This is a genomic window from Arthrobacter sp. PTI12 (assembly GCF_056679915.1).
Window position 1 is genome coordinate 207,192 of sequence record NZ_CM155256.1, and the last position, 17,868, is coordinate 225,059.

Sequence of the window (17,868 nt, forward strand, 5' to 3'; positions counted from 1 at the left end):
GCGGACGTCCACGGGCCAGGGTTCAGCGCCGCCAGAACAGGTGATGGGTTACGCCGCTGGCGCTGGGAACGACGTCGACATGGAAGCGGTCCAGCAGGTCATCGGGCGATTCCCACAAGCGCGACCCGCCGCCGAGTTCAACCGGCGAGACAGCTACATGCAACGTATCCACGAGATCAGCGTCGAGAAACTCCCGGATGGTGGTCGCGCCGCCGCCCAGCCTGACGTCCTTGCCGTTGGCTGCCTTCCGCGCTTCGGCCAGCACCGTTGCCGGATCAGCGCCGGTGAAATGGAACGTGGTGTCGGAAAGGGCGAAGGATGGCCGCTCATGGTGGGTCATCACGAACACTGGAGTATGAAAGGGCGGTTCGTTACCCCACCAGCCCTGCCAGTCCTCGTTCTGCCACGGGCCACGGCCTTTCCAGGCTCTGGTTCTCACCGGCTCCGAAGCCGTCGCTGGACACACCGAAATTCTGGACCCTCAACAGCTGGTTCACCTGACACTCCTCATCGTGGCAACCGGCCACTCCCCGGTTTCGAAAAAATCCTCCAGCAGCCCGAGCGCAGGCTCCGGATCCAGTCCGCGCGTCGCCAACCAGGCGTCGTCGTTATAGGAACACGCATAACGCTCACCCGAGTCGCAGAGAAGGGAAACGATACTCCCCTGCTGACCCGCTGCCTTCAGTTCGGCGACGAGCTTCCACACTCCCCACAGGTTGGTCCCGGTAGACGGGCCGGCCGAAATCCCCGTCCAGGCACGAAGGTGCCGGGAAGCGGCAACAGAGGCGGCATCGGGGACCTGGATCATCGCGTCAATCACCGAGGGTACGAAACTCGGCTCAGGCCGGGGACGGCCAATCCCCTCGATCCGCGACGGCTTCCCGACAGCGGCGACCCCTTCCGCCCAGGTGGGATAGAAAGCCGAGTTTTCCGGGTCCACCACGGCAAGCCGCGTGGGATAGCGGTTGTAGCGGAGGTACCTGCCGATGGTGGCGCTGGTTCCACCGGTTCCTGCGCCGACCACTACCCACTCGGGGACAGGGAACCTCTCGTGTTCCATCTGCCGGAAAATCGATTCGGCGATGTTGTTGTTGCCGCGCCAGTCCGTGGCACGTTCCGCGTAGGTGAACTGGTCCATGTAATGGCCGCCGGTCTCCGCCGCAATGCGCTCGGCTGCCGCATACACTTCCGAGGCCCCGTCAACAAAGGAGCACGTTCCGCCATACTGCTCAATCAGCGCGATCTTCTCGGGACTGATGGAACGGGTCATCACCGCAACAAACGGCAGCCCGAGCAGCTGCGCAAAGTACGCCTCGGAAACTGCAGTGGATCCACTGGACGCCTCAACAATGGTGGCGCCCTCCCGGATCCAGCCGTTCACGAGTCCGAAAAGGAAGAGCGACCGGGCAAGGCGGTGCTTCAGGCTTCCCGTCCGGTGCGTCGACTCGTCCTTGAGGTAAACGTCAATCCCCCAGCTCTCCGGCAGAGGCAGTGCAAGCAGGTGGGTGTCAGCGGACCGGTTGCCCTCGGCCTCGATGCGCCGGATGGCCTCATCCGACCAGGCGCGGTCAGCAGCAGCGGAAATCGTCATATCTGCACCTTACGGATTCACACCGACAAAGGAACAACGGACGACGACGGCGCCACGATGGGTGCCGCCGTCGTCGTCTCTGCCGCTAGAGGTGGCGGCCGGCGAAGATCTTCAGCGCGTCGCGCACCAACTCCGCGCCCTTCCGGCCGCCGTAGTTCGCGCCGAAGCGGTCATCGGCGACATACATGTCACCGAGTCCGGTGACGTACTCCTTCGAGGGCCCGTTGCCCGAGGACCCGCTGCCCGACGACGGCAGGCCGGGCACGCCGGCAAGCCACTCGTAGTGCCGCCGCGCCAACTCCTGCGCCTCAGCGCTGTCAGCCGCGACACCCTGCTCCGCAGCGGACGTCCAGTCAGCGCTGAGCTGCGCCGTCCGGTCCTTCCACCCGGCTCGCTCAGCATCACTCATGCCGGTCCACCAGCGGTCTCCCGAGGCGTACGCCTCCTTGCCCCACCGCTGCTCCACCTCGTCCTTGTACTGCGTGTGGTCGAAGCCGTCGAACATGTTCTCAGCCATCAGTTGTTCACCTCCTTCCAGTTGTTTAATGGTCAGCGAGACCGACGCGATCTGCCGCGCCAGCCGCTCCTGTTCCTGCCTCAGCAGCTCCAGGTGCTTGTGCAGCGCACGGGCAGGCTCCGCTTCCCTGTCCAGTACCTCCGCGATCGCAGGAAGCCCCAGCCCGAGGTCGCGCAGCAGGAGGATCCGCTGCAGCCGGACCAGGGCGCCGTCGTCGTAATAGCGGTAGCCGTTGCTGCCCACCCTGGACGGCGGCAGCAGGCCCAGCCGGTCGTAATGCCGCAGGGTGCGGCTGGTGGTCCCGACCAGCCGCGCGACGTCCTGAATCGACCTGTCCATATGCTCCTCCGTGCGCCTTTCCCTCACCGTATAGGTTGACGCTGCGTCAAGGTCAATGGCCGGGTGTAGGGTTCGGGAATGAGCATTGGAGAGGAACAGTTCATTGCCCGCGCCATCAATCTTGCAATCCGGAATGTGCACGACGGCGGCGGTCCCTTTGGAGCTGTCATCGTCACCGGTGATGGGCGTCCGTTTGACGGAACCAACCGCGTGACCGCGAATAATGACCCCACTGCCCATGCCGAAGTGATGGCCATCCGCAACGCCTGTTCATCGCTCGGAACCTTTGATTTGAGCGGGTGCGTGCTCTACACGAGCTGCGAACCGTGCCCGCTGTGCCTGTCCGCCGCGCTCTGGGCCCGCGTTGACGGAATTGTGTACGCGGCAGACCGGCACGATGCTGCAAGGGCCGGCTTCGACGACGCCCGCTTCCACGATTTCTTCACTCAACCTGTGGAGGAACGGTCCATGCAGGTCCGGCAGCTTGTCCTTCCGGACTCCTCCGGTGCCAACCCCTTCCGCGCCTGGGCCGAGCTGGCCAACCGCATCGAGTACTGACCCCGCTTCACCTGCTGCGGACGTGCGGACCTACCGCTGCCGCAGCACCGCGCTGACGTCCCTCCAGAAATTACACAGTATGCTTAGCATTTAGTTGCCCGCAGCACATCGAATACTTCCGGGGAAGGGGAAACCTATGGCCGGCTCCCGCTTGCACAGCACCAGATCAAGCCCCTGGACGGACGGTCTCGGCCGGACCGCCTCCCGGTCAGCGCAGATTCTGCTGATTCTGACCCTTGCGGTGGTGGCCATCTACGGGCTGCTCCAAATCCGGCTGCTCGTGATTCCGGTCATCATTGCGCTGATCCTCGCAGCCGCCATCGGGCCGTTCGTCAATCTGCTGCGCCGGCGCGGAGTGCCCGGCGCACTCGCCACGGCCATCGCCTTCCTTGCCCTGCTGATCGCCATCTCCGGCGTCATCACCATCATCGTTTTCTCGGTCCGCAGCCAGGCCGATGAGCTGATTGCCGCGGCCACCGAAGGCCTGGACGAACTGCAGGCCTTCCTGACCAGCGGACCCTTCCCTATTTCGCCGGAACAGCTCGACCAGGCGCGCACCGCGATCATCGATTTCGCCACCAGCGCCCAGTTCCGCTCAGGCGCCATCTCCGGTGTTTCCGTGGTGGCTGAATTCCTCACCGGCGCCACCCTGATGGCCGTGATCCTCTTCTTTTTCCTGAAGGACGGCAAGAAGATCTGGGAGTTTTTCCTCCGACCCTTCAAGGGCGAGCGCGAGCAGAAATTGCGCCGTTCAGGCGCCCGCACCCTGGAGGTACTCGGCAGCTACGTCCGCGGAACGGCAATCGTCGCGCTCGTTGACGCGGTGGCCATCGGCATCGCGCTGCTCATCCTCGGCGTACCGCTGGCCCTGCCGCTGGCCATGATCGTGTTCATCGGTGCGTTCATCCCGCTGGTGGGGGCTACCCTCGCCGGCGTGCTGGCTGCCCTCGTTGCGCTGGTGGCCAACGGGCCGATTGTCGCGCTCATCGTGGTCGGCGTCGTCGTCGCGGTCAACCAGTTGGAAGGCGATCTCCTGCAGCCCATCGTGATGGGGAAGTCACTGCGACTCCATGCACTGGTGATTCTGCTCGCGCTGACAGCAGGAACCATCCTCGCCGGCATCATCGGTGCCGTGCTGTCCGTTCCGATCGCAGCCGTCACCTGGGCCGTCCTGCAGGTGTGGACCGATGAGGATCCAAGAATGGAACCGCTGAACCCGGACCTGCCTCCCGCAGGCTCCGAACCAATCTGAGGAGGGGGAGAGAATGACCACAGAAACAGCTCCATCGAAACTTCGCCAGGGCATCTCCGGCAAGCTGCTCTACCTGTTCATCCTCGGCGACGTGCTCGGTGCCGGCATCTATGCCCTGGTGGGCGTCATCGCCGCCGAGGTCGGCGGAGCGATCTGGGTGCCGCTGATCGTTGCACTCGCGCTGGCCCTCCTCACCGCCGGGTCCTACGCGGAGCTGGTCACCAAGTACCCCAAGGCGGGCGGAGCTGCAGTCTTCGCGCAGCGGGCGTACAAAACCCCCTTCATCTCCTTCGTCGTGGGATTCTGCATGCTCGCCGCAGGCGTGACCAGCGCGGCCGGGCTCACCCTCGCATTCACGGGTGATTACCTCTCCGCCTTCATCGCCGTTCCACCCGGATGGGCGGCAGTGGTGTTCCTCGCGCTGCTGGCACTGTTGAACGCGCGCGGTATCAAGGAATCCGTGCGCTCCAACGTGGTCATGACCGTCATCGAAGTGTCCGGGTTGGTGCTCGTGATCGTCCTGGTTGCCGTATTCCTCGGCCAGGGCGGCGGCAACCCCGAGCAGATTTCCCAATTCCCGACCAACGCCAACCCTGCCGTTGCCGTCCTGGGAGCGTCCCTCATCGCCTACTACTCGTTCGTGGGCTTCGAGGTCTCCGCTAATGTCGCCGAGGAAGTGCAGAACCCCGCACGCGTCTACCCGAAAGCCCTGTTCGGTGCCCTCGCGACGGCGGGCGCCGTCTACCTGCTGATCGGACTGGTGTCCGCTGCCGCGCTACCCGCCGACGACCTGGCCGGCTCCACCGCACCCCTGCTCGACGTGGTCACGGCCACCGGCTTCGGGATCCCGCCGTGGCTGTTCAGCCTGATCGCCCTCGTCGCCGTTGCAAACGGTGCGCTGCTGACCATGATCATGGCGAGCCGGTTGACTTTCGGCATGGCCGAGGAAGGTCTCCTTCCTCCGGTGCTCGGCAAGGTTCTGCCCAACCGGCGCACGCCGTGGGTGGCAATTATTGCGACGACGGCGGTTGCCATGGTCCTGACCCTCACCGGCGACCTCGCCTCGCTGGCCGAGACGGTGGTGCTGCTGCTCCTATTCGTCTTCATCAGCACGAACATCGCGGTACTGGTACTCCGCCGGGACCGGGTCGAGCACAAACACTTCCGCATTCCGACGGTGATTCCCTACCTCGGCGTTGCCTCGTGCGTCCTTCTTCTCACCCAGCAGTCAGCGGAGATCTGGCTGCGGGCGGCGATTCTGGTGGGTGTCGGCGTCGTGCTGTATTTCATCAGTGCGGTGGTGACCAAACGCAGCAACCGTAAGCCCCAGGCGGAAGCTGGATAGTCATGACCTTCACCGCGGCCCTGATCGCTTCGCTGGTCATCGCACTCGTACTGGCGGCACTGCACCTCGCCGCCCCGCGCATCCGGAAGCTGCCGTTGGTTCCGGAGAGCGTGACCGGTTCCTTCGCGGGAGGACTCGCCGTCGCGTACGTCTTCCTCCACCTGCTCCCGGAAATCGCGGAAGGTAACGAGGCGATCGGCGAGCTGCTCGAGGACACCATCGAGGTCACGCCGCTGTTTGATCTGGGGATCTTCGTCGTTGCGCTTACCGGCTTCACCGTGTTCTACGGGCTGGACCGGCTGGCAACCTCGCGGCGGACCAGCAAACGGCCGGATTCCGCCGGCGTCTACTGGCTGCACCTCGGAGCGTTCGCGTTCTACAACGCGCTGATCACGTACACGATGGCGCTGCGCGTTGAAACGGGGTACCTCTTCGCAATCCTGTTCGCCATCGCCATGGGCCTGCACTTTGTGCTCACGGACCGGCACCTCGAGGAGAACTATCCGCACCGCTTCGCTGCCAGCGGCCGGGTGGTTCTGGCGGGCGCGCTCCTTCTCGGCTGGCTGCTGTCAGCCCTGTTTGCGCCGACCAGCACGGTTGTCGTCGCCATTCTGACCGCCCTGCTGGGAGGCTCTGTGCTCTTGAACGTCTTCAAAGAGGAACTGCCGTCAAACCGCGGCTCGAGTTTTCCCTGGTTCCTTGCGGGTATGGTGATCTACTCAGTGCTGCTTGCCCTCATTACAGCGGCCGCCGAATGAGCAGAAAATTCGAAGCCACCGCGCGGGAGCACTTTGGCTGGGACTCGCTCCTTCCCGGACAGCGCAAGGCGCTGGAGGCAGCCGACGGCGGCCGGAACCTCCTCTGCGTCCTTCCCACCGGTTACGGAAAGTCCGCCATCTATCAGGTGGCTGCAATGGCAGCGCCGGGTGTCGCCGTCGTTGTTTCGCCGTTGATCGCCCTCCAGCGTGACCAGGCGGAGGCCATCAATGAGACACTCGGCGAAATCCGCGCCTACGTCCTGAACTCCACCGCGACGGACAGCGAGATCGATGAGGCATGGGCAGCCGCAGAAGATCCGGACGAGGAGCGCCGCGCCAAGTTCCTGTTCCTGGCGCCGGAGCAGTTGGCGCGCGAGGAAACAGCGGCCCGGCTGACGGCGCTGGACGTGTCCTTCCTGGTGATCGACGAGGCGCACTGCGTCTCCGCGTGGGGGCATGATTTCCGGCCCGACTATCTCCAGCTCGGCTCGCTGGTGGAGCGTCTTAAACGGCCGGTCATCGCGCTGACGGCCACCGCCTCTCCCCCGATGCGGCAGGAGATTCAGGAGCGGCTGAAGTTGACGGACGCCGTCGTGATCGCTGAGGGCTTCGACCGGCCAAACCTCCACCTCAGCGTGCAGCAGCACGAGTCCGACCGCGACAAGCAGCGCGCAGTATTGGAGCAGGCGGCCTCCCTTGAGGGGCAGGGCCTGCTCTATGCCGCCACCCGGAAGCAGACGGAGCAGTACGCACAGGAGTTGCGGGGTGCGGGAGTGCGCGCTGACGCCTACCACTCCGGGCGGAAGAAGTCCGAGCGGACCGCGCTGCATGAAGCCTTCCACGCCGGTGAGCTGGACGTCATGGTGGCAACAACGGCATTCGGGATGGGCATCGACAAGCCGGACGTGCGGTTCGTGGTGCACGCGGACATTCCCGATTCCCTCGACAGCTACTACCAGGAGGCGGGGCGTGCCGGGCGGGACGGTGAGCCGGCCGCCGTCGTGCTTCACTACCGCCCTGAGGATCTTGGGATCCGCCGGTTCTTTGCTGCGAAGAATGTGCAGGAGGACGGCCTTCGTCAGCTGTTCGCCGCACTGCGGGCAGCGGAAAGCGCACTCGATGCCGCCGGAATCCGGGAAGCGACCGGGCTGACCCAGCGCAAGCTCTCCGGACTCCTGAACCAGCTGGTTGAGGTGGGAGCGCTTCGTGAGCGTTCCGGGAAGTACCGCGCGGTGGCAACGGATGCCGGGCAGGTCATTGCCGATGTCGTCGAGCATCAGAAGCGGCGGCAGGAAGTGGACCGTTCACGTGTGGAAATGGCGCGGCAGTACGCGGAGTACCGCGGTTGCAGGCGGAAGTTCCTGCTCGGATACTTCGGCGAGGAGCACGAGGGCCTGTGCGGTGCGTGCGACAACTGCGATTCCGGACGGTCGGCGGAGCACACTGACGACGACGGCGAGAAGCACCTCTTCCCGCTGCAGAGCACCGTGCGGCATGGCGAGTGGGGCGAGGGCGTCGTGATGGGATACGAGAACGATGTGATCACGGTCCTGTTCGGGGAGCACGGTTACAAATCGCTGTCTGTGCCGCTGGTGGAGGAGAAGGACCTGCTGACTGCGGTGCGGTCCTGAAGGTACTGGTGTGCGTGTGAACAGCGCGTTCCGTCATACGATCTCGCGCAACGCTCAACAGCATGGTTACACTTCGACAGAGAACCGTAATGAGCGCGAAAGTGACCCATGGAAACCAACCACAAGATTTCCCCCGAAGACCCATTCCCAGAAGACTTGACCGTGCTGGATGATGTCGAGGTCGAGGTACTCAACAGCAGAATTCACCGCGAGCTCGAGGCTGAGTATGCAGAAGGCCTCCCGGAGCCGGAAACCGAGGCGCGTCTTGAGGAGGTCAACCTGGAGTTGAACCGGCGCGAGCAGGAGAACTAACCCCTTCATCGGGAACACGTCCGGACTGGACAGGCTGCTGGCCTGCCTGGTCCGGACATGTTCTTTTAACCGGGGTGACTTAATCGAAAATATGTTCTACTTTTAAACCCGGCACTGAAGAAGGTGAAGGGTAATGACGGCGCAGCATGTAGACGAGGTTCAGCCCGGGTCGCGGTCGCTCAATGAGGAGGCAGACGTCCGCTTCACGTCCCGCGGGGAGCCGCTCGCGCTTCGTTGGAGGGCGGGCATCTGGCAGGTTCTGGGTGACCCGATGCACTGGACAAGCTCCCGAAACTGGTGGGAGCCGGGCCCTTCGGGAATCATGGGCCAGGGCAGCATCATGACACAGCAGTACTGGCGGTTCCGGGCACAAACGGGGCCGGCGTCACCCATCCTTGTCTTCGACGTCTGCCGGGATCCGCGCTGGGAGGGCTGGAGACTGGTCCGGGTGACTAACCTCGGGTCCGGTTGAGTTCTCGCGGCTTTCTGGCGTGCGGCTCATCGGCAAGAAAATGCTCATAAGCAGTGATGGCGCCGTCGAACGCTTCGGTGCCGCTGATTGCGGACTCGGCAAACGGGGCAATGTCCGCCGTGTTGTCCCGCGGATTTCTCCGCCAGGTTCCTACGGCGCGGCCGTCCAGCAGAAGTGCCGGCTTGAACACCCCGTTCTTGGCCAGCTGGATGCGGGAGGCGTACTCGGGCGGAAGTGATGGCGCGCGGTCCTGGTAGCCAAGGATGTACTCGTCATACCCAGCCAGCAGGAGCCCGCCTCCGGCCATCGGGTCCGGCTCGGTTACGCCGGGCAGCGCCCAGTAGCTCGCGCCGTCGTAGACGTACTCCACCAGCTCGCTGCGCGCCTGAGCCAGGCCAACTTTCGCGTCAGCGAGAGTGAGCTTTGACCACCAGGTGAAGTCCTGCAGACGTGCCGGGCCGTGCCCGGTGAAGTACCGGAGGGCGAACCACCGCAGAGCCTCTTCCCGATCCGGCCGCGGGCTGTCATCAGGAGCCCAATCATCAAGCAGCACCAGCGCCTGCTGGGACCGGTCCGGTGGCCCCCAGCAGACCAGTTGCGTCTGTGCCAGATACCAGATGATGTGGTAACCCCGTTGCCCGCTGGTGGAGATTCCTGACCTGTTGAGGGTTTCCAGGAACTCGTCCCGGCTGAGCGCCATACCGCCCGCGAGCGCCTCACTCACTACATCCCGGGCCCGGTGGAGTGTGTGCTGATTAAGGTCGAGTTCCGCCAGGCGCCGCGACGCAGACTTGATCATCCGCTCCGCCGTCAGCCCGAGCATCCAGCGGAGGTCAGCCGGCCGCACAAAGTGGAGCGTGCCCCGTACCGGCGCAGACCGCACCACGTCCGCACTATCGAGGACAGCGAGGACTCGTTGCCGAGTGGAACCATTGACTCGCGAGCCGACCGCCCAGAGCGCCTGGCCGAAGTCCTGCGCCTGGACTGCGAGCATCCTGCCAACCACGTCGGCCGGGCCGGGCAATCCTGATGATGGTCGGCCGTCGCTCACGGGGAAGTGGTGCGCGAGCCGAAGCTGCAGCAACTGGTCCCGGGTTATCGGAGTTCCCATGGCTTCAGTATGCGTTGATCGGCACCTGCACAGGAGGACCTACGGCATGATGGGCAGATGTCCTCCTCCGAGCACTTCATCCTGCGCGTTGACGATGCTGACTTCTCCTGCACCTACGAACAGCCGGACACTCCGACGGCAACCGTGATCATCGCCCACGGTGCCGGTGCGGGCATGGACCACCCTTTCCTCCTCGGCTTCAGCAATGCCGTGAACAACGCCGGCTTTGCCACCTTGCGCTTCAATTTTCCCTATATGGAGCAGGGTCGGCGATTCCCGGACCGCCCTCCGAAGGCGATCGCTGCCTGGCGGGAAGTGATGGCGCATGCGCAGGAGCGCACGCGGGAGGGACCGGTGTGGGCGTGTGGGAAGTCCTTCGGCGGCCGAATGGCGTCCATGGCAGCAGCGGAGGGGATGGACGCCGCCGGACTGATCTTTCTCGGTTATCCGTTGCACCCGCCGGGAAAACCGGAGAAGGTCCGCGACGAACACCTGGTCCACATTCACATGCCGATGCTCTTCCTGCAGGGAAGCAACGACGCGTTCGCGCGGAAGGAGCTCTTGAATCGGGTGGTCGCGAAGCTCGGCGACCGGGCAACGCTGCAGTACGTGCCCGACGCCGATCACTCCTTCGCGGTCAAGGGCGCCAAGCGCAGCCCTTTGGAGATTGGTGCATCGCTGGCTCCCGCGGCGGCGTCATTTATTGCGCGGAGTGGCTGAGCCCATATCCCCACTGGGTACGGTGAACCTATGCCGAGCCCCTCTCCCGCAAACCTGGCAGTAATCCCAGCCGTGGATGGTGCCGATGTTCGCGCTCCTGCGGTCCTCGTGCTTCCGGGAGGCGGCTACGGCAAGACATCTGACCATGAGGGGGAGCCCGTTGCCGAATGGCTCGCAGGGCTCGGCATCCACGCATTCGTCCTTCAATACCGGGTTGCACCTCATCAACATCCTGCGCCGCTGATCGACGCCAAGGAAGCGATGCTCTGGATTCGGGGCGGGGATCACGGTATCGCCGTGGACGGCGGGCGGGTAGGAGTGCTGGGGTTCTCAGCCGGTGGACACCTTGCCGCCACGCTCTCGACAGCTACGTCCGCGAAGACTCCAGCGCTTGACGTCCCCTCCGCCGTCCCCGACCTGTCGATCCTCTGCTACCCGGTGGTGTCTTTTACCGATGCTGTGCATCAGGGAAGCATCGACAATCTGCTGGGCCGCTCGCCGTCGTCGGATCTGCTGCGAAAAATGTCACCGGAGTTGAACGTTACCGACGCAACGCCTCCGGCGTTCCTCTGGCACACGGCCGACGACGGCGCGGTGCCCGTGGAGAATACCTTCGCCTATGCACGTGCGCTGATCGAGCACTGCGTGCCAGCCGAGGTCCACGTCTTCCCTCACGGCTCACACGGGCTGGGATTGGCCGGCGGTGAACCGGGCCCCGATCAGTGGACAGCGCTGTGCGGGAACTGGCTGTCGCGGCAGGGCTGGACCAACCGCTAGAGCCTCAAACCTTGGGAAAAGGTTGGAGGAGTGTGTCCTCCGGCGTCACAGGACTTTCTTATATTACGAATTAATGAAATCCTAAAGTCATCAGGCGCGCTGATGCGCCTCTGCGCCGGAGGAGGAAATCGTGGCCGGTAACTTCGAAATTTTCAGGGACGCCGACAAGCTGTACCGCTTTCGCCTCATGGATGAGCGAGGCGGCATTCTCGTAACCTCAGCCGGGTACGGACACAAAGGTGACGTGGTAACAGCCATAACCGCCGTCCGTGAGCATGCCGCCATGGGACACATCCAGGATTGCTCCGACCCTGCCGCACGGGCGCCGCGGGCGCGGCAAGTGCGGCAAGTGCGGCGTCGCGCTACCGCTTAGTCTCGCTTCGGCGCGAGTCTCGCTACGGTGCGAGTCTCGCTACGGTGTGGGAGCGGACTGCTGGGATTCCCTGGCTTCGACGGATTCCTGCGCAACCCACTCCGAAGTCCGCAACTGCTGCTGCGTAGACTCAAGGACCTCACCCAACAGCATCTTCGCCGTCGCCAGCAGGTCGGCGACACGCGGATAGGCCAAGCTGTAAAAGACTTGGCTGCCGCGCCGCTCGGACACAACAAGGTGGTGCGTCCGCAGCACGGAAAGGTGCTGGGAAAGGCGGGATGCTTCAACGCCCATATCCGCCATAAGATCCGTCACTGAGACGTCCCGCGACGCGGAGAGTATTTCAAGAACGCGCACGCGTACGGGATGTGCCATGCCTTTGAACAGGTTCGCCTTCACCTCATAGAGGGGCCGGTGCGCTCCTGGAAATGCCTCCAAGAAAACCATCATCCTTTGCGAACATGGACCGGGACGATCACAGGATGACAGCCGGTTCAAAGAAGTGCCTCGCGACGATCGCCTGGGCAGTTGAGGACTTCATCATACCGTCATGTGCTACTCACCGGTAGCTTCTCCTGTCAGACAGATTCTTCTCCCACTGGTCCGCGCGGATAATCGTCCTCACTGTAAACCGCCTGCGCCTGTTCGACGACGTCCGCCTCGTTAGCTTCGCGGGCCCCCGCCTCAAGCGGCTGCTCGCTCACGTCCTCGACGGAATCCTCACCAACTGCTTGTTGCTGCTCAATCCGGTCGGCATCATTTGCCGTCAACGGCTCATTGTCTTCGATCGACATGTCTGGCTCCTCCTCGCTCAGTTCCTCCCCTGCTCCTGTCGGGAGGAATCAGTAGGAAATCAATTCGACGAGTTCGCCGACCCGGTCCTCAGGGTAGTTGCGGTCTCGTGCGGTTGTCATGATCAGTCCCCTTTCCTGCGTTCTTTTGATGAGTGGAACAGGTCCAGCACGATGGAAGGGGCCCGTGCGTACGATCATAAGCACGCTTGCTATCTTTGTGAAGAGGTGCCGGTGGTGCCCGCGGCTACGCTGAAACAGGTCCGACAAGCTCAGGCAAGGAGTGCCAGACGTGCAGAACAGTACAGGCGCAGTCCTCCGGCGCTGGACGCCCGACGACACGGTCGCCCTCCACCGCGCCGTAGCCTGCAGCGATGACTTACGTATCCAATTCGGGCAGCAGGATCTCGCTACCCACGACGCCTGCAGACGGTACATCGAAAACCAGCTGGCGGTCGAAAGCGCTTCAGCCCGCCATTTCGCAGTAGCGGTCGACGGCGTAGCGGTCGGTGATGTCGGCATCAGCTCAATGGAGTTCAATCACGGCACGGCCTGGGTCTCCTACTGGATGAGCGCCGAGTTCCGCGGACGGGGACTCATCACCAGAGGTCTCGCGGCGGCGTCGGAATGGGCATTTTCCGAAAGCCTCTTCCGGTTGGAGCTGGGGCACCGGGTCAATAACCCTGCCTCGTGCCGGGTGGCAACGCGCGCCGGATTCCAGGCGGAGGGAGTTGAGCGCTCGAAACTGCGTTACGGTGTTGAACGCTACGACGTGGAGACGCACGCCCGCCTGGCAACTGACAGTTCACCGGATGATATCGAGCCGCTTCCCCGGTGAACTCAATGCGAGGATTGAGTTCAGAAGCTCGCGCATCGCATGGAAGGGATGACCATGAAAGTTGCTGTTGTTGGGGGCGGGTCGACCTATACGCCCGAGCTCGTGGATGGCTTCGCCCGCCTCCGGGAGATGCTGCCCATCGAAGAGCTCTGGCTGGTTGATCCCGACGGGTCGAGGCTCGAGCTGGTATCAGGTCTTTCCCGCCGCATCTTCTCGAGGGCGGGACATTCCGGCAAGATTCGGACCACTTCCAGCGTCGAAGAGGGGGTCAGCGACGCCGACGTCATTCTCCTGCAATTGCGCATCGGCGGGCAGGCCGCACGCCATGGCGACGAGACGTTTCCCCATGAAGCCTGCTGTGTGGGGCAGGAGACCACCGGCCCCGGCGGGTTCGCCAAGGCGCTGCGGACCGTGCCTGTGGTACTTCAAATCGCTGAAATCATCCGCGAGAAGGCGAAGCCGAATGCTTGGATCATCGATTTCACCAACCCGGTCGGGATAGTGACGCGCGCACTCCTCCAGGCCGGGCACCGGGCCGTGGGGCTGTGCAACGTGGCCATCAGTTTCCAGCGTCGGTTCGCAGCGCTCCTCGACGCTGATTACAGCAACGTTTCCCTGAATCATGTGGGTCTCAATCACCTCACCTGGGAACTGGGCGTCAACCTGAAAACGGATGGCGGCTCCGTGAACGTCCTCCCCCGAATCCTCGGAGAACATCTCGAGGAAGTGGCGCGGGAGGTGCAGCTACCACCCGCCTTGTTGTCCCTGCAGCAGGCTGTGCCGTCCTACTACTTGCGGTACTTCTACGTCCACGACGAGGTGCTCCGGGACCAGCTGAGCCAGCCATCCCGGGCGCAGGCTGTCATGGAGGTTGAGGATGCGTTGCTGAGAAAGTACGCGGACCCGGCGCTGGACATCAAACCGGAGGAACTGTCCCTGAGGGGCGGCGCCTTCTATTCCGAAGCAGCGGTTGACCTCATGTCGTCGCTGATCTCGGGGCGGGGCGATGTTCAGGTTGTCAATGTCCGCAATGACGGCACGCTGCCTTTCCTGCCGGACGATCACGTGATCGAGGTCCCTGCCGTCATTCAGTCCGGTGGGTTGGCTGTGCCTCCGATCGGCACGCTGCCGGAGGAGATAGCCGGGTTGATCAGCCACGTGGCGTCCTACGAGCGGCTGGCCCTCGACGCCGCACTGCACGGCGGTAGGGAGCGGGTGCTCAAGGCGATGCTCGCCCATCCGCTGGTTGGCCAGTTCGATAAGGCGGAGAAGCTCACCGATGCACTGCTTGCCGCCAACCGTGAGCACCTGGCGTGGGCCCGTTGAACCAGCCCGGCTGCCCTGTTGTTATAGCGGTTGACGGCGGCGGTTCGAAGACGGACCTTGCAGTGCTCTCGGTTGAGGGTGAGGTGGTCTTTCACGCGCGTGGCGGTGGCGCGAATCCCCAGACGGTAGGCCTCGACGCATCTGTCGCGTTGGTCCGGGCGCTTGCTGCCGAGGCGATGGCGGTTATCGGGAACCGGCCGCTGCTGCAGACAAACGTCTATCTCGCCGGTATGGACCTCCCGGTCGAGATTGAGAAATTCTCCTCGGCCATCGCCGAAGATGACTGGGCGGGAGGAGCAGGCGGTAGACGAGCGTTCGTCGACAATGACCTCTTTGCCCTCCTCAGGGCCGGAACCGACAGCCCGGATGCCGTCGCGGTTGTCTGTGGAACCGGAATCAACGCAGTGGGAGTGAGAGCTGACGGCCGGACGGCACGGTTTCCCGCCCTTGGCCTGCTGTCCGGAGACTGGGGCGGCGGAGGGGACCTGGGCGCAGCTGCACTGTGGCATGCAGCCAGGTCAGAAGACGGCCGGGGGCCACGGACGTCCCTGGACGAGCTGGTTCCCGCTGCCTACAGCCTCAACTCCGTGCGCGAAGTCATCGAATCCATCCACCTCGGGAAAATCCCCGCGCGATCGGTTGCGGACCTCACTCCCGTTTTGTTCACAGCTTCGACGGCCGGGGATGACGTCGCCGCGTCAGTGGTTGACCGCCAAGCCGATGAGATCGTTGTCCTGGCGGTCACTGCGCTTCGACGTCTCGATCTGCTTGACGCTCCGGTGCCCGTTGTTCTGGGCGGAGGGGTGCTCGCTGCGAACGACAGCCGGCTCCTCACCAGGATCAGGTCAGGTCTGGAGGAGCAGGCACCCCGCACCCACCTGCATTTGGTGACCGCTCCCCCGATCGTGGGAGCGGGCCTTCTGGCGCTCGAAGTGGCCGGTGCGGAGGCGGATGCATTGGCTCGCGCACGGTCAGCTCTCGATAGCCGCTCCATTCCGCTCCAGCGAAACGTGCGAACTACACCGTGACCTGGTCGCTCCCGTACCGGATGCCGACCTGCCCGCGCACGTCGTCGAGAAGCTCCATCGTGGCAACCGAGTCAGCCCACGGCATGGTGGGGCTTTCGGTCAGTCCGTCCTGGATGCACCGGGTGACTTCGCGCAGCTGGTACACATAATTGCTTCCCACCTGGCCGAAGGACTCGACGCGGGATCGTCCGTCCGTCGTCGTAATGGTGAGGTCGGAAGGATTGCACTGTGGGGTGGAGGCAGTCAGCCAGCCTGCGTTTCCGCTCACCGTAGCGGTGCCGGGACAGGCGGCAACGATCGAGGTGATCAGGTGGGCGTTCGCCCCGTTCTCATAGGAAAGCGTCAGGGCGTTCCGCATGTCCACGCCGTCGTCAGTGAGGGTTGCCTGGGCCGCGACGCCGGTAGGAACCCCCAGCGCTCCGAGCGCCCACGTCAGCGGGTAGACCGCAAGATCCAACAGCGCGCCGCCGCCGGCAGCCGGATCCCAGAGGCGGGAGTTCCGGTCGTAAGCGGACACGAAACCCAGGTCCGCCTGGACCCACTGGACCTCTCCCAGCTCCCCCGAGGCAATGATGTCCCACGCCCGGTTGATGCTCGGCAGGAAGCGCGTCCAGACCGCTTCCATCAGGAAGACGCCGTTGGCCGCTGCGACGTCGGCGAGCGCCCGGGCTTCCGCAGCGTTGACGGTGAAAGGCTTCTCGCACAGGACGTGCTTGCCCGCGGTCAGCGCCGCTTCTGCCACCTCGCGGTGCTGGCTATGCGGCGTGGCAACGTAGACCACGTCCACATCCGGGTCATTGAACAACTGCTGATAACCGCTCACGCCCTTCGTGTCGGAGTAGCTGGTTGCGAAGCCGAAGTCGGCGGCGAAGCCGGCAGCATTCGCTTCACTGCGGGAGCTCACCGCGTGCAGCACTGAGTCTTCCAGTAGCGCCAGGTCTGCAGTAACCCGTCGGGCTATGGTGCCCGGGGCCACGACGCCCCAGCGCAGGTTCTTCCCGGTGGCTTTCAGCGGGTCAGCTCCGGGCTCAGCGCAGGGCGGAACGGGCAGGATGTGTTGGCGCATGGGTTTCCTTGGAAGGTTAGGCGGAGTCCCTGACCACCAGCGAGGTGGGCAGCAGGTTCACGCGGTCCGCCGGCTCCCCCTCGATCAGTGCGAGGAGGATCTCGGCCATCCGGTGTCCCATTTCGACGATGGGGTGGTGAATGGTAGTCAGGGCGGGCGTTACGGAGGTGGCAAAGGAGTCATCATCGAAGCCGACGACGGCGATATCCGCCGGGATGCGGATGTTCCGGTCGGTGAGCACCGAGCAGGCACCGGCCGCCATCTGGTCGTTGGCCGCAAAGAGCCCGTCGATCCGTTGCCCGCGGTCCAGGAGCCGCCGCATCGCCTCCCTGCCGGAGGCCTGCGTGAAGTCGCCGACTTCCACCAGCGAGGTGTCCAGCCGGGCTGATCGCAGGGCAGTCTCCCAGCCGCGCAGCCGGTCGATCCCCGGGTACATGTCCTGCGGACCGGCGATGGTGGCGATGGAGGTGCGTCCGGCGTCAACCAGGTGTTGTGCGGCGCGTGCCGCAGCGGCCTGGTTGTTCACCTCGACGTAGTAGCTGTCACCCTCACCCCGGAAAGGACGTCCCGCGAAGACCACGGGGAGCGAATCGCTGATTCTCGTCCAGGAGTGGTCCCCGCTGTGGTGGGAGACCACCAGCGCACCGTCAACGTTCCCGCCCAACAGGTAGCTTCTGGTCTTTTCAGGCCTTGCTTCAGACGAGACGATCAGGTTCAGCGTGTACTTCGTCTCCACCAGCGTTTGCGCGATGCTTTCCACCAGGGTGGCGAAGAACGGGTCGGCAAACACTTTCGAGGTGGACTCCGGAACCACCACTGCAACCGAGTTGGTGCGCCTGCTCGCAAGCGAACGGGCAGCGCGGTTGGGAATGTAGTTCAGTGTGGAGATGGCGCTCTGGACGGACTTCACAATGTCCGGGTCAACGTTCGGTGCATCGTTGACCACCCGGGACACCGTTGATCGTGAGACGCCGGCCAGCGCGGCCACCATTTCGAGGGTCGGCGCGGGCCGCGACCGGCTTGCGTCTGTCTTCACAATCATCTCCGTGCATGGTGCTGGAAC

22 protein-coding genes are annotated in these 17,868 nt (G+C 64.1%); 13 read left to right on the top strand and 9 right to left on the bottom strand.

Annotated elements, in window-relative coordinates; genetic code table 11:
• Positions 1–22 precede the first annotated feature (22 nt).
• From AC1MBU_RS00980 to AC1MBU_RS00995, 4 genes are all read right to left on the bottom strand, one after another.
• Positions 23–340 (bottom strand): dihydrofolate reductase family protein, encoded by a 318-nt coding sequence (locus AC1MBU_RS00980; RefSeq protein ID WP_277357474.1) that lies wholly within the window; start codon positions 338–340, stop codon positions 23–25.
• Positions 341–371: 31 nt separating this feature from the next.
• Complete coding sequence (locus tag AC1MBU_RS00985) at positions 372–497, bottom strand: hypothetical protein (RefSeq protein ID WP_277357475.1); 126 nt, start codon at positions 495–497, stop codon at positions 372–374.
• Complete coding sequence (locus AC1MBU_RS00990) at positions 494–1,591, bottom strand: PLP-dependent cysteine synthase family protein (protein WP_479788210.1); 1,098 nt, start codon at positions 1,589–1,591, stop codon at positions 494–496. The genes AC1MBU_RS00985 and AC1MBU_RS00990 overlap by 4 nt, the downstream gene beginning before the upstream one ends.
• A gap of 85 nt (positions 1,592–1,676) precedes the next feature.
• On the bottom strand, positions 1,677–2,447 hold the full coding sequence (locus tag AC1MBU_RS00995) for a MerR family transcriptional regulator (RefSeq protein ID WP_479788211.1): 771 nt from the start codon (positions 2,445–2,447) through the stop codon (positions 1,677–1,679).
• 78 nt (positions 2,448–2,525) lie between these two features.
• On the opposite strand from AC1MBU_RS00995, the gene AC1MBU_RS01000 reads away from it, so the two are divergent.
• From AC1MBU_RS01000 to AC1MBU_RS01030, 7 genes are all read left to right on the top strand, one after another.
• Entirely contained in the window at positions 2,526–3,005 is a 480-nt protein-coding gene (locus AC1MBU_RS01000) for a nucleoside deaminase (RefSeq protein ID WP_479788212.1), read from the top strand.
• Between the two features lie 136 nt (positions 3,006–3,141).
• Positions 3,142–4,257, top strand: a complete 1,116-nt coding sequence (locus tag AC1MBU_RS01005; RefSeq protein WP_277357479.1) for an AI-2E family transporter — start codon at positions 3,142–3,144, stop codon at positions 4,255–4,257.
• Between the two features lie 13 nt (positions 4,258–4,270).
• Complete coding sequence (locus AC1MBU_RS01010; protein WP_479788213.1) at positions 4,271–5,602, top strand: APC family permease; 1,332 nt, start codon at positions 4,271–4,273, stop codon at positions 5,600–5,602.
• 2 nt (positions 5,603–5,604) lie between these two features.
• Positions 5,605–6,360 carry a ZIP family transporter gene (locus tag AC1MBU_RS01015; protein ID WP_277357481.1) on the top strand — a complete coding sequence of 252 codons (756 nt, stop codon included), beginning with the start codon at positions 5,605–5,607 and terminating at the stop codon, positions 6,358–6,360.
• A complete protein-coding gene (locus AC1MBU_RS01020; protein WP_479788214.1) occupies positions 6,357–7,991 on the top strand; it encodes a RecQ family ATP-dependent DNA helicase in 1,635 nt (544 codons plus the stop codon). The genes AC1MBU_RS01015 and AC1MBU_RS01020 overlap by 4 nt, the downstream gene beginning before the upstream one ends.
• Positions 7,992–8,099: 108 nt before the next feature.
• Positions 8,100–8,303: a hypothetical protein gene (locus AC1MBU_RS01025; RefSeq protein ID WP_056545214.1), complete on the top strand. Its 204-nt coding sequence runs from the start codon at positions 8,100–8,102 to the stop codon at positions 8,301–8,303.
• 133 nt (positions 8,304–8,436) lie between these two features.
• Complete coding sequence (locus tag AC1MBU_RS01030; RefSeq protein ID WP_056545215.1) at positions 8,437–8,775, top strand: hypothetical protein; 339 nt, start codon at positions 8,437–8,439, stop codon at positions 8,773–8,775.
• Here the strand turns inward: AC1MBU_RS01030 and AC1MBU_RS01035 are convergent.
• Positions 8,756–9,886: a winged helix DNA-binding domain-containing protein gene (locus tag AC1MBU_RS01035; protein ID WP_479788215.1), complete on the bottom strand. Its 1,131-nt coding sequence runs from the start codon at positions 9,884–9,886 to the stop codon at positions 8,756–8,758. The two genes, AC1MBU_RS01030 and AC1MBU_RS01035, sit on opposite strands and share 20 nt — an antisense overlap.
• Before the next feature lie 57 nt (positions 9,887–9,943).
• Here AC1MBU_RS01035 and AC1MBU_RS01040 point away from each other — a divergent pair, with 57 nt between their 5' ends.
• The 3 genes from AC1MBU_RS01040 to AC1MBU_RS01050 all read left to right on the top strand — a co-directional run bounded on the left by AC1MBU_RS01040 (position 9,944) and on the right by AC1MBU_RS01050 (position 11,756).
• Complete coding sequence (locus AC1MBU_RS01040) at positions 9,944–10,606, top strand: alpha/beta hydrolase family protein (RefSeq protein WP_479788216.1); 663 nt, start codon at positions 9,944–9,946, stop codon at positions 10,604–10,606.
• Positions 10,607–10,636: 30 nt separating this feature from the next.
• Positions 10,637–11,383 carry an alpha/beta hydrolase gene (locus AC1MBU_RS01045; RefSeq protein WP_479788217.1) on the top strand — a complete coding sequence of 249 codons (747 nt, stop codon included), beginning with the start codon at positions 10,637–10,639 and terminating at the stop codon, positions 11,381–11,383.
• 187 nt (positions 11,384–11,570) lie between these two features.
• Positions 11,571–11,756 (top strand): hypothetical protein, encoded by a 186-nt coding sequence (locus tag AC1MBU_RS01050; RefSeq protein WP_479789820.1) that lies wholly within the window; start codon positions 11,571–11,573, stop codon positions 11,754–11,756.
• A 39-nt stretch (positions 11,757–11,795) separates the two neighbouring features.
• Here AC1MBU_RS01050 and AC1MBU_RS01055 read toward each other — a convergent pair whose 3' ends face one another.
• Both AC1MBU_RS01055 and AC1MBU_RS01060 read right to left on the bottom strand, forming a co-directional pair.
• Entirely contained in the window at positions 11,796–12,194 is a 399-nt protein-coding gene (locus AC1MBU_RS01055; protein WP_268760484.1) for an ArsR/SmtB family transcription factor, read from the bottom strand.
• 140 nt (positions 12,195–12,334) lie between these two features.
• Positions 12,335–12,550 carry a hypothetical protein gene (locus AC1MBU_RS01060; protein WP_479788218.1) on the bottom strand — a complete coding sequence of 72 codons (216 nt, stop codon included), beginning with the start codon at positions 12,548–12,550 and terminating at the stop codon, positions 12,335–12,337.
• A 289-nt stretch (positions 12,551–12,839) separates the two neighbouring features.
• Between AC1MBU_RS01060 and AC1MBU_RS01065 the strand changes: the two genes are divergently transcribed.
• Genes AC1MBU_RS01065 through AC1MBU_RS01075 form a run of 3 tightly spaced genes read left to right on the top strand, consistent with a single transcriptional unit; the run spans position 12,840 to position 15,739 of the window.
• A complete protein-coding gene (locus tag AC1MBU_RS01065) occupies positions 12,840–13,385 on the top strand; it encodes a GNAT family N-acetyltransferase (RefSeq protein WP_479788219.1) in 546 nt (181 codons plus the stop codon).
• A 54-nt stretch (positions 13,386–13,439) separates the two neighbouring features.
• Positions 13,440–14,711 (top strand): 6-phospho-beta-glucosidase, encoded by a 1,272-nt coding sequence (locus AC1MBU_RS01070; protein ID WP_479788220.1) that lies wholly within the window; start codon positions 13,440–13,442, stop codon positions 14,709–14,711.
• Positions 14,699–15,739 (top strand): N-acetylglucosamine kinase, encoded by a 1,041-nt coding sequence (locus AC1MBU_RS01075; RefSeq protein ID WP_479788221.1) that lies wholly within the window; start codon positions 14,699–14,701, stop codon positions 15,737–15,739. The genes AC1MBU_RS01070 and AC1MBU_RS01075 overlap by 13 nt, the downstream gene beginning before the upstream one ends.
• On the opposite strand, the gene AC1MBU_RS01080 is transcribed toward AC1MBU_RS01075, so the two are convergent.
• Positions 15,729–16,805, bottom strand: coding sequence for a Gfo/Idh/MocA family protein (locus AC1MBU_RS01080; protein ID WP_479788222.1), 1,077 nt, complete (start codon positions 16,803–16,805; stop codon positions 15,729–15,731). The two genes, AC1MBU_RS01075 and AC1MBU_RS01080, sit on opposite strands and share 11 nt — an antisense overlap.
• Positions 16,806–16,821: 16 nt before the next feature.
• Positions 16,822–17,841, bottom strand: coding sequence for a LacI family DNA-binding transcriptional regulator (locus AC1MBU_RS01085; RefSeq protein WP_428831011.1), 1,020 nt, complete (start codon positions 17,839–17,841; stop codon positions 16,822–16,824).
• Between the last annotated feature and the right edge of the window lie 27 nt (positions 17,842–17,868).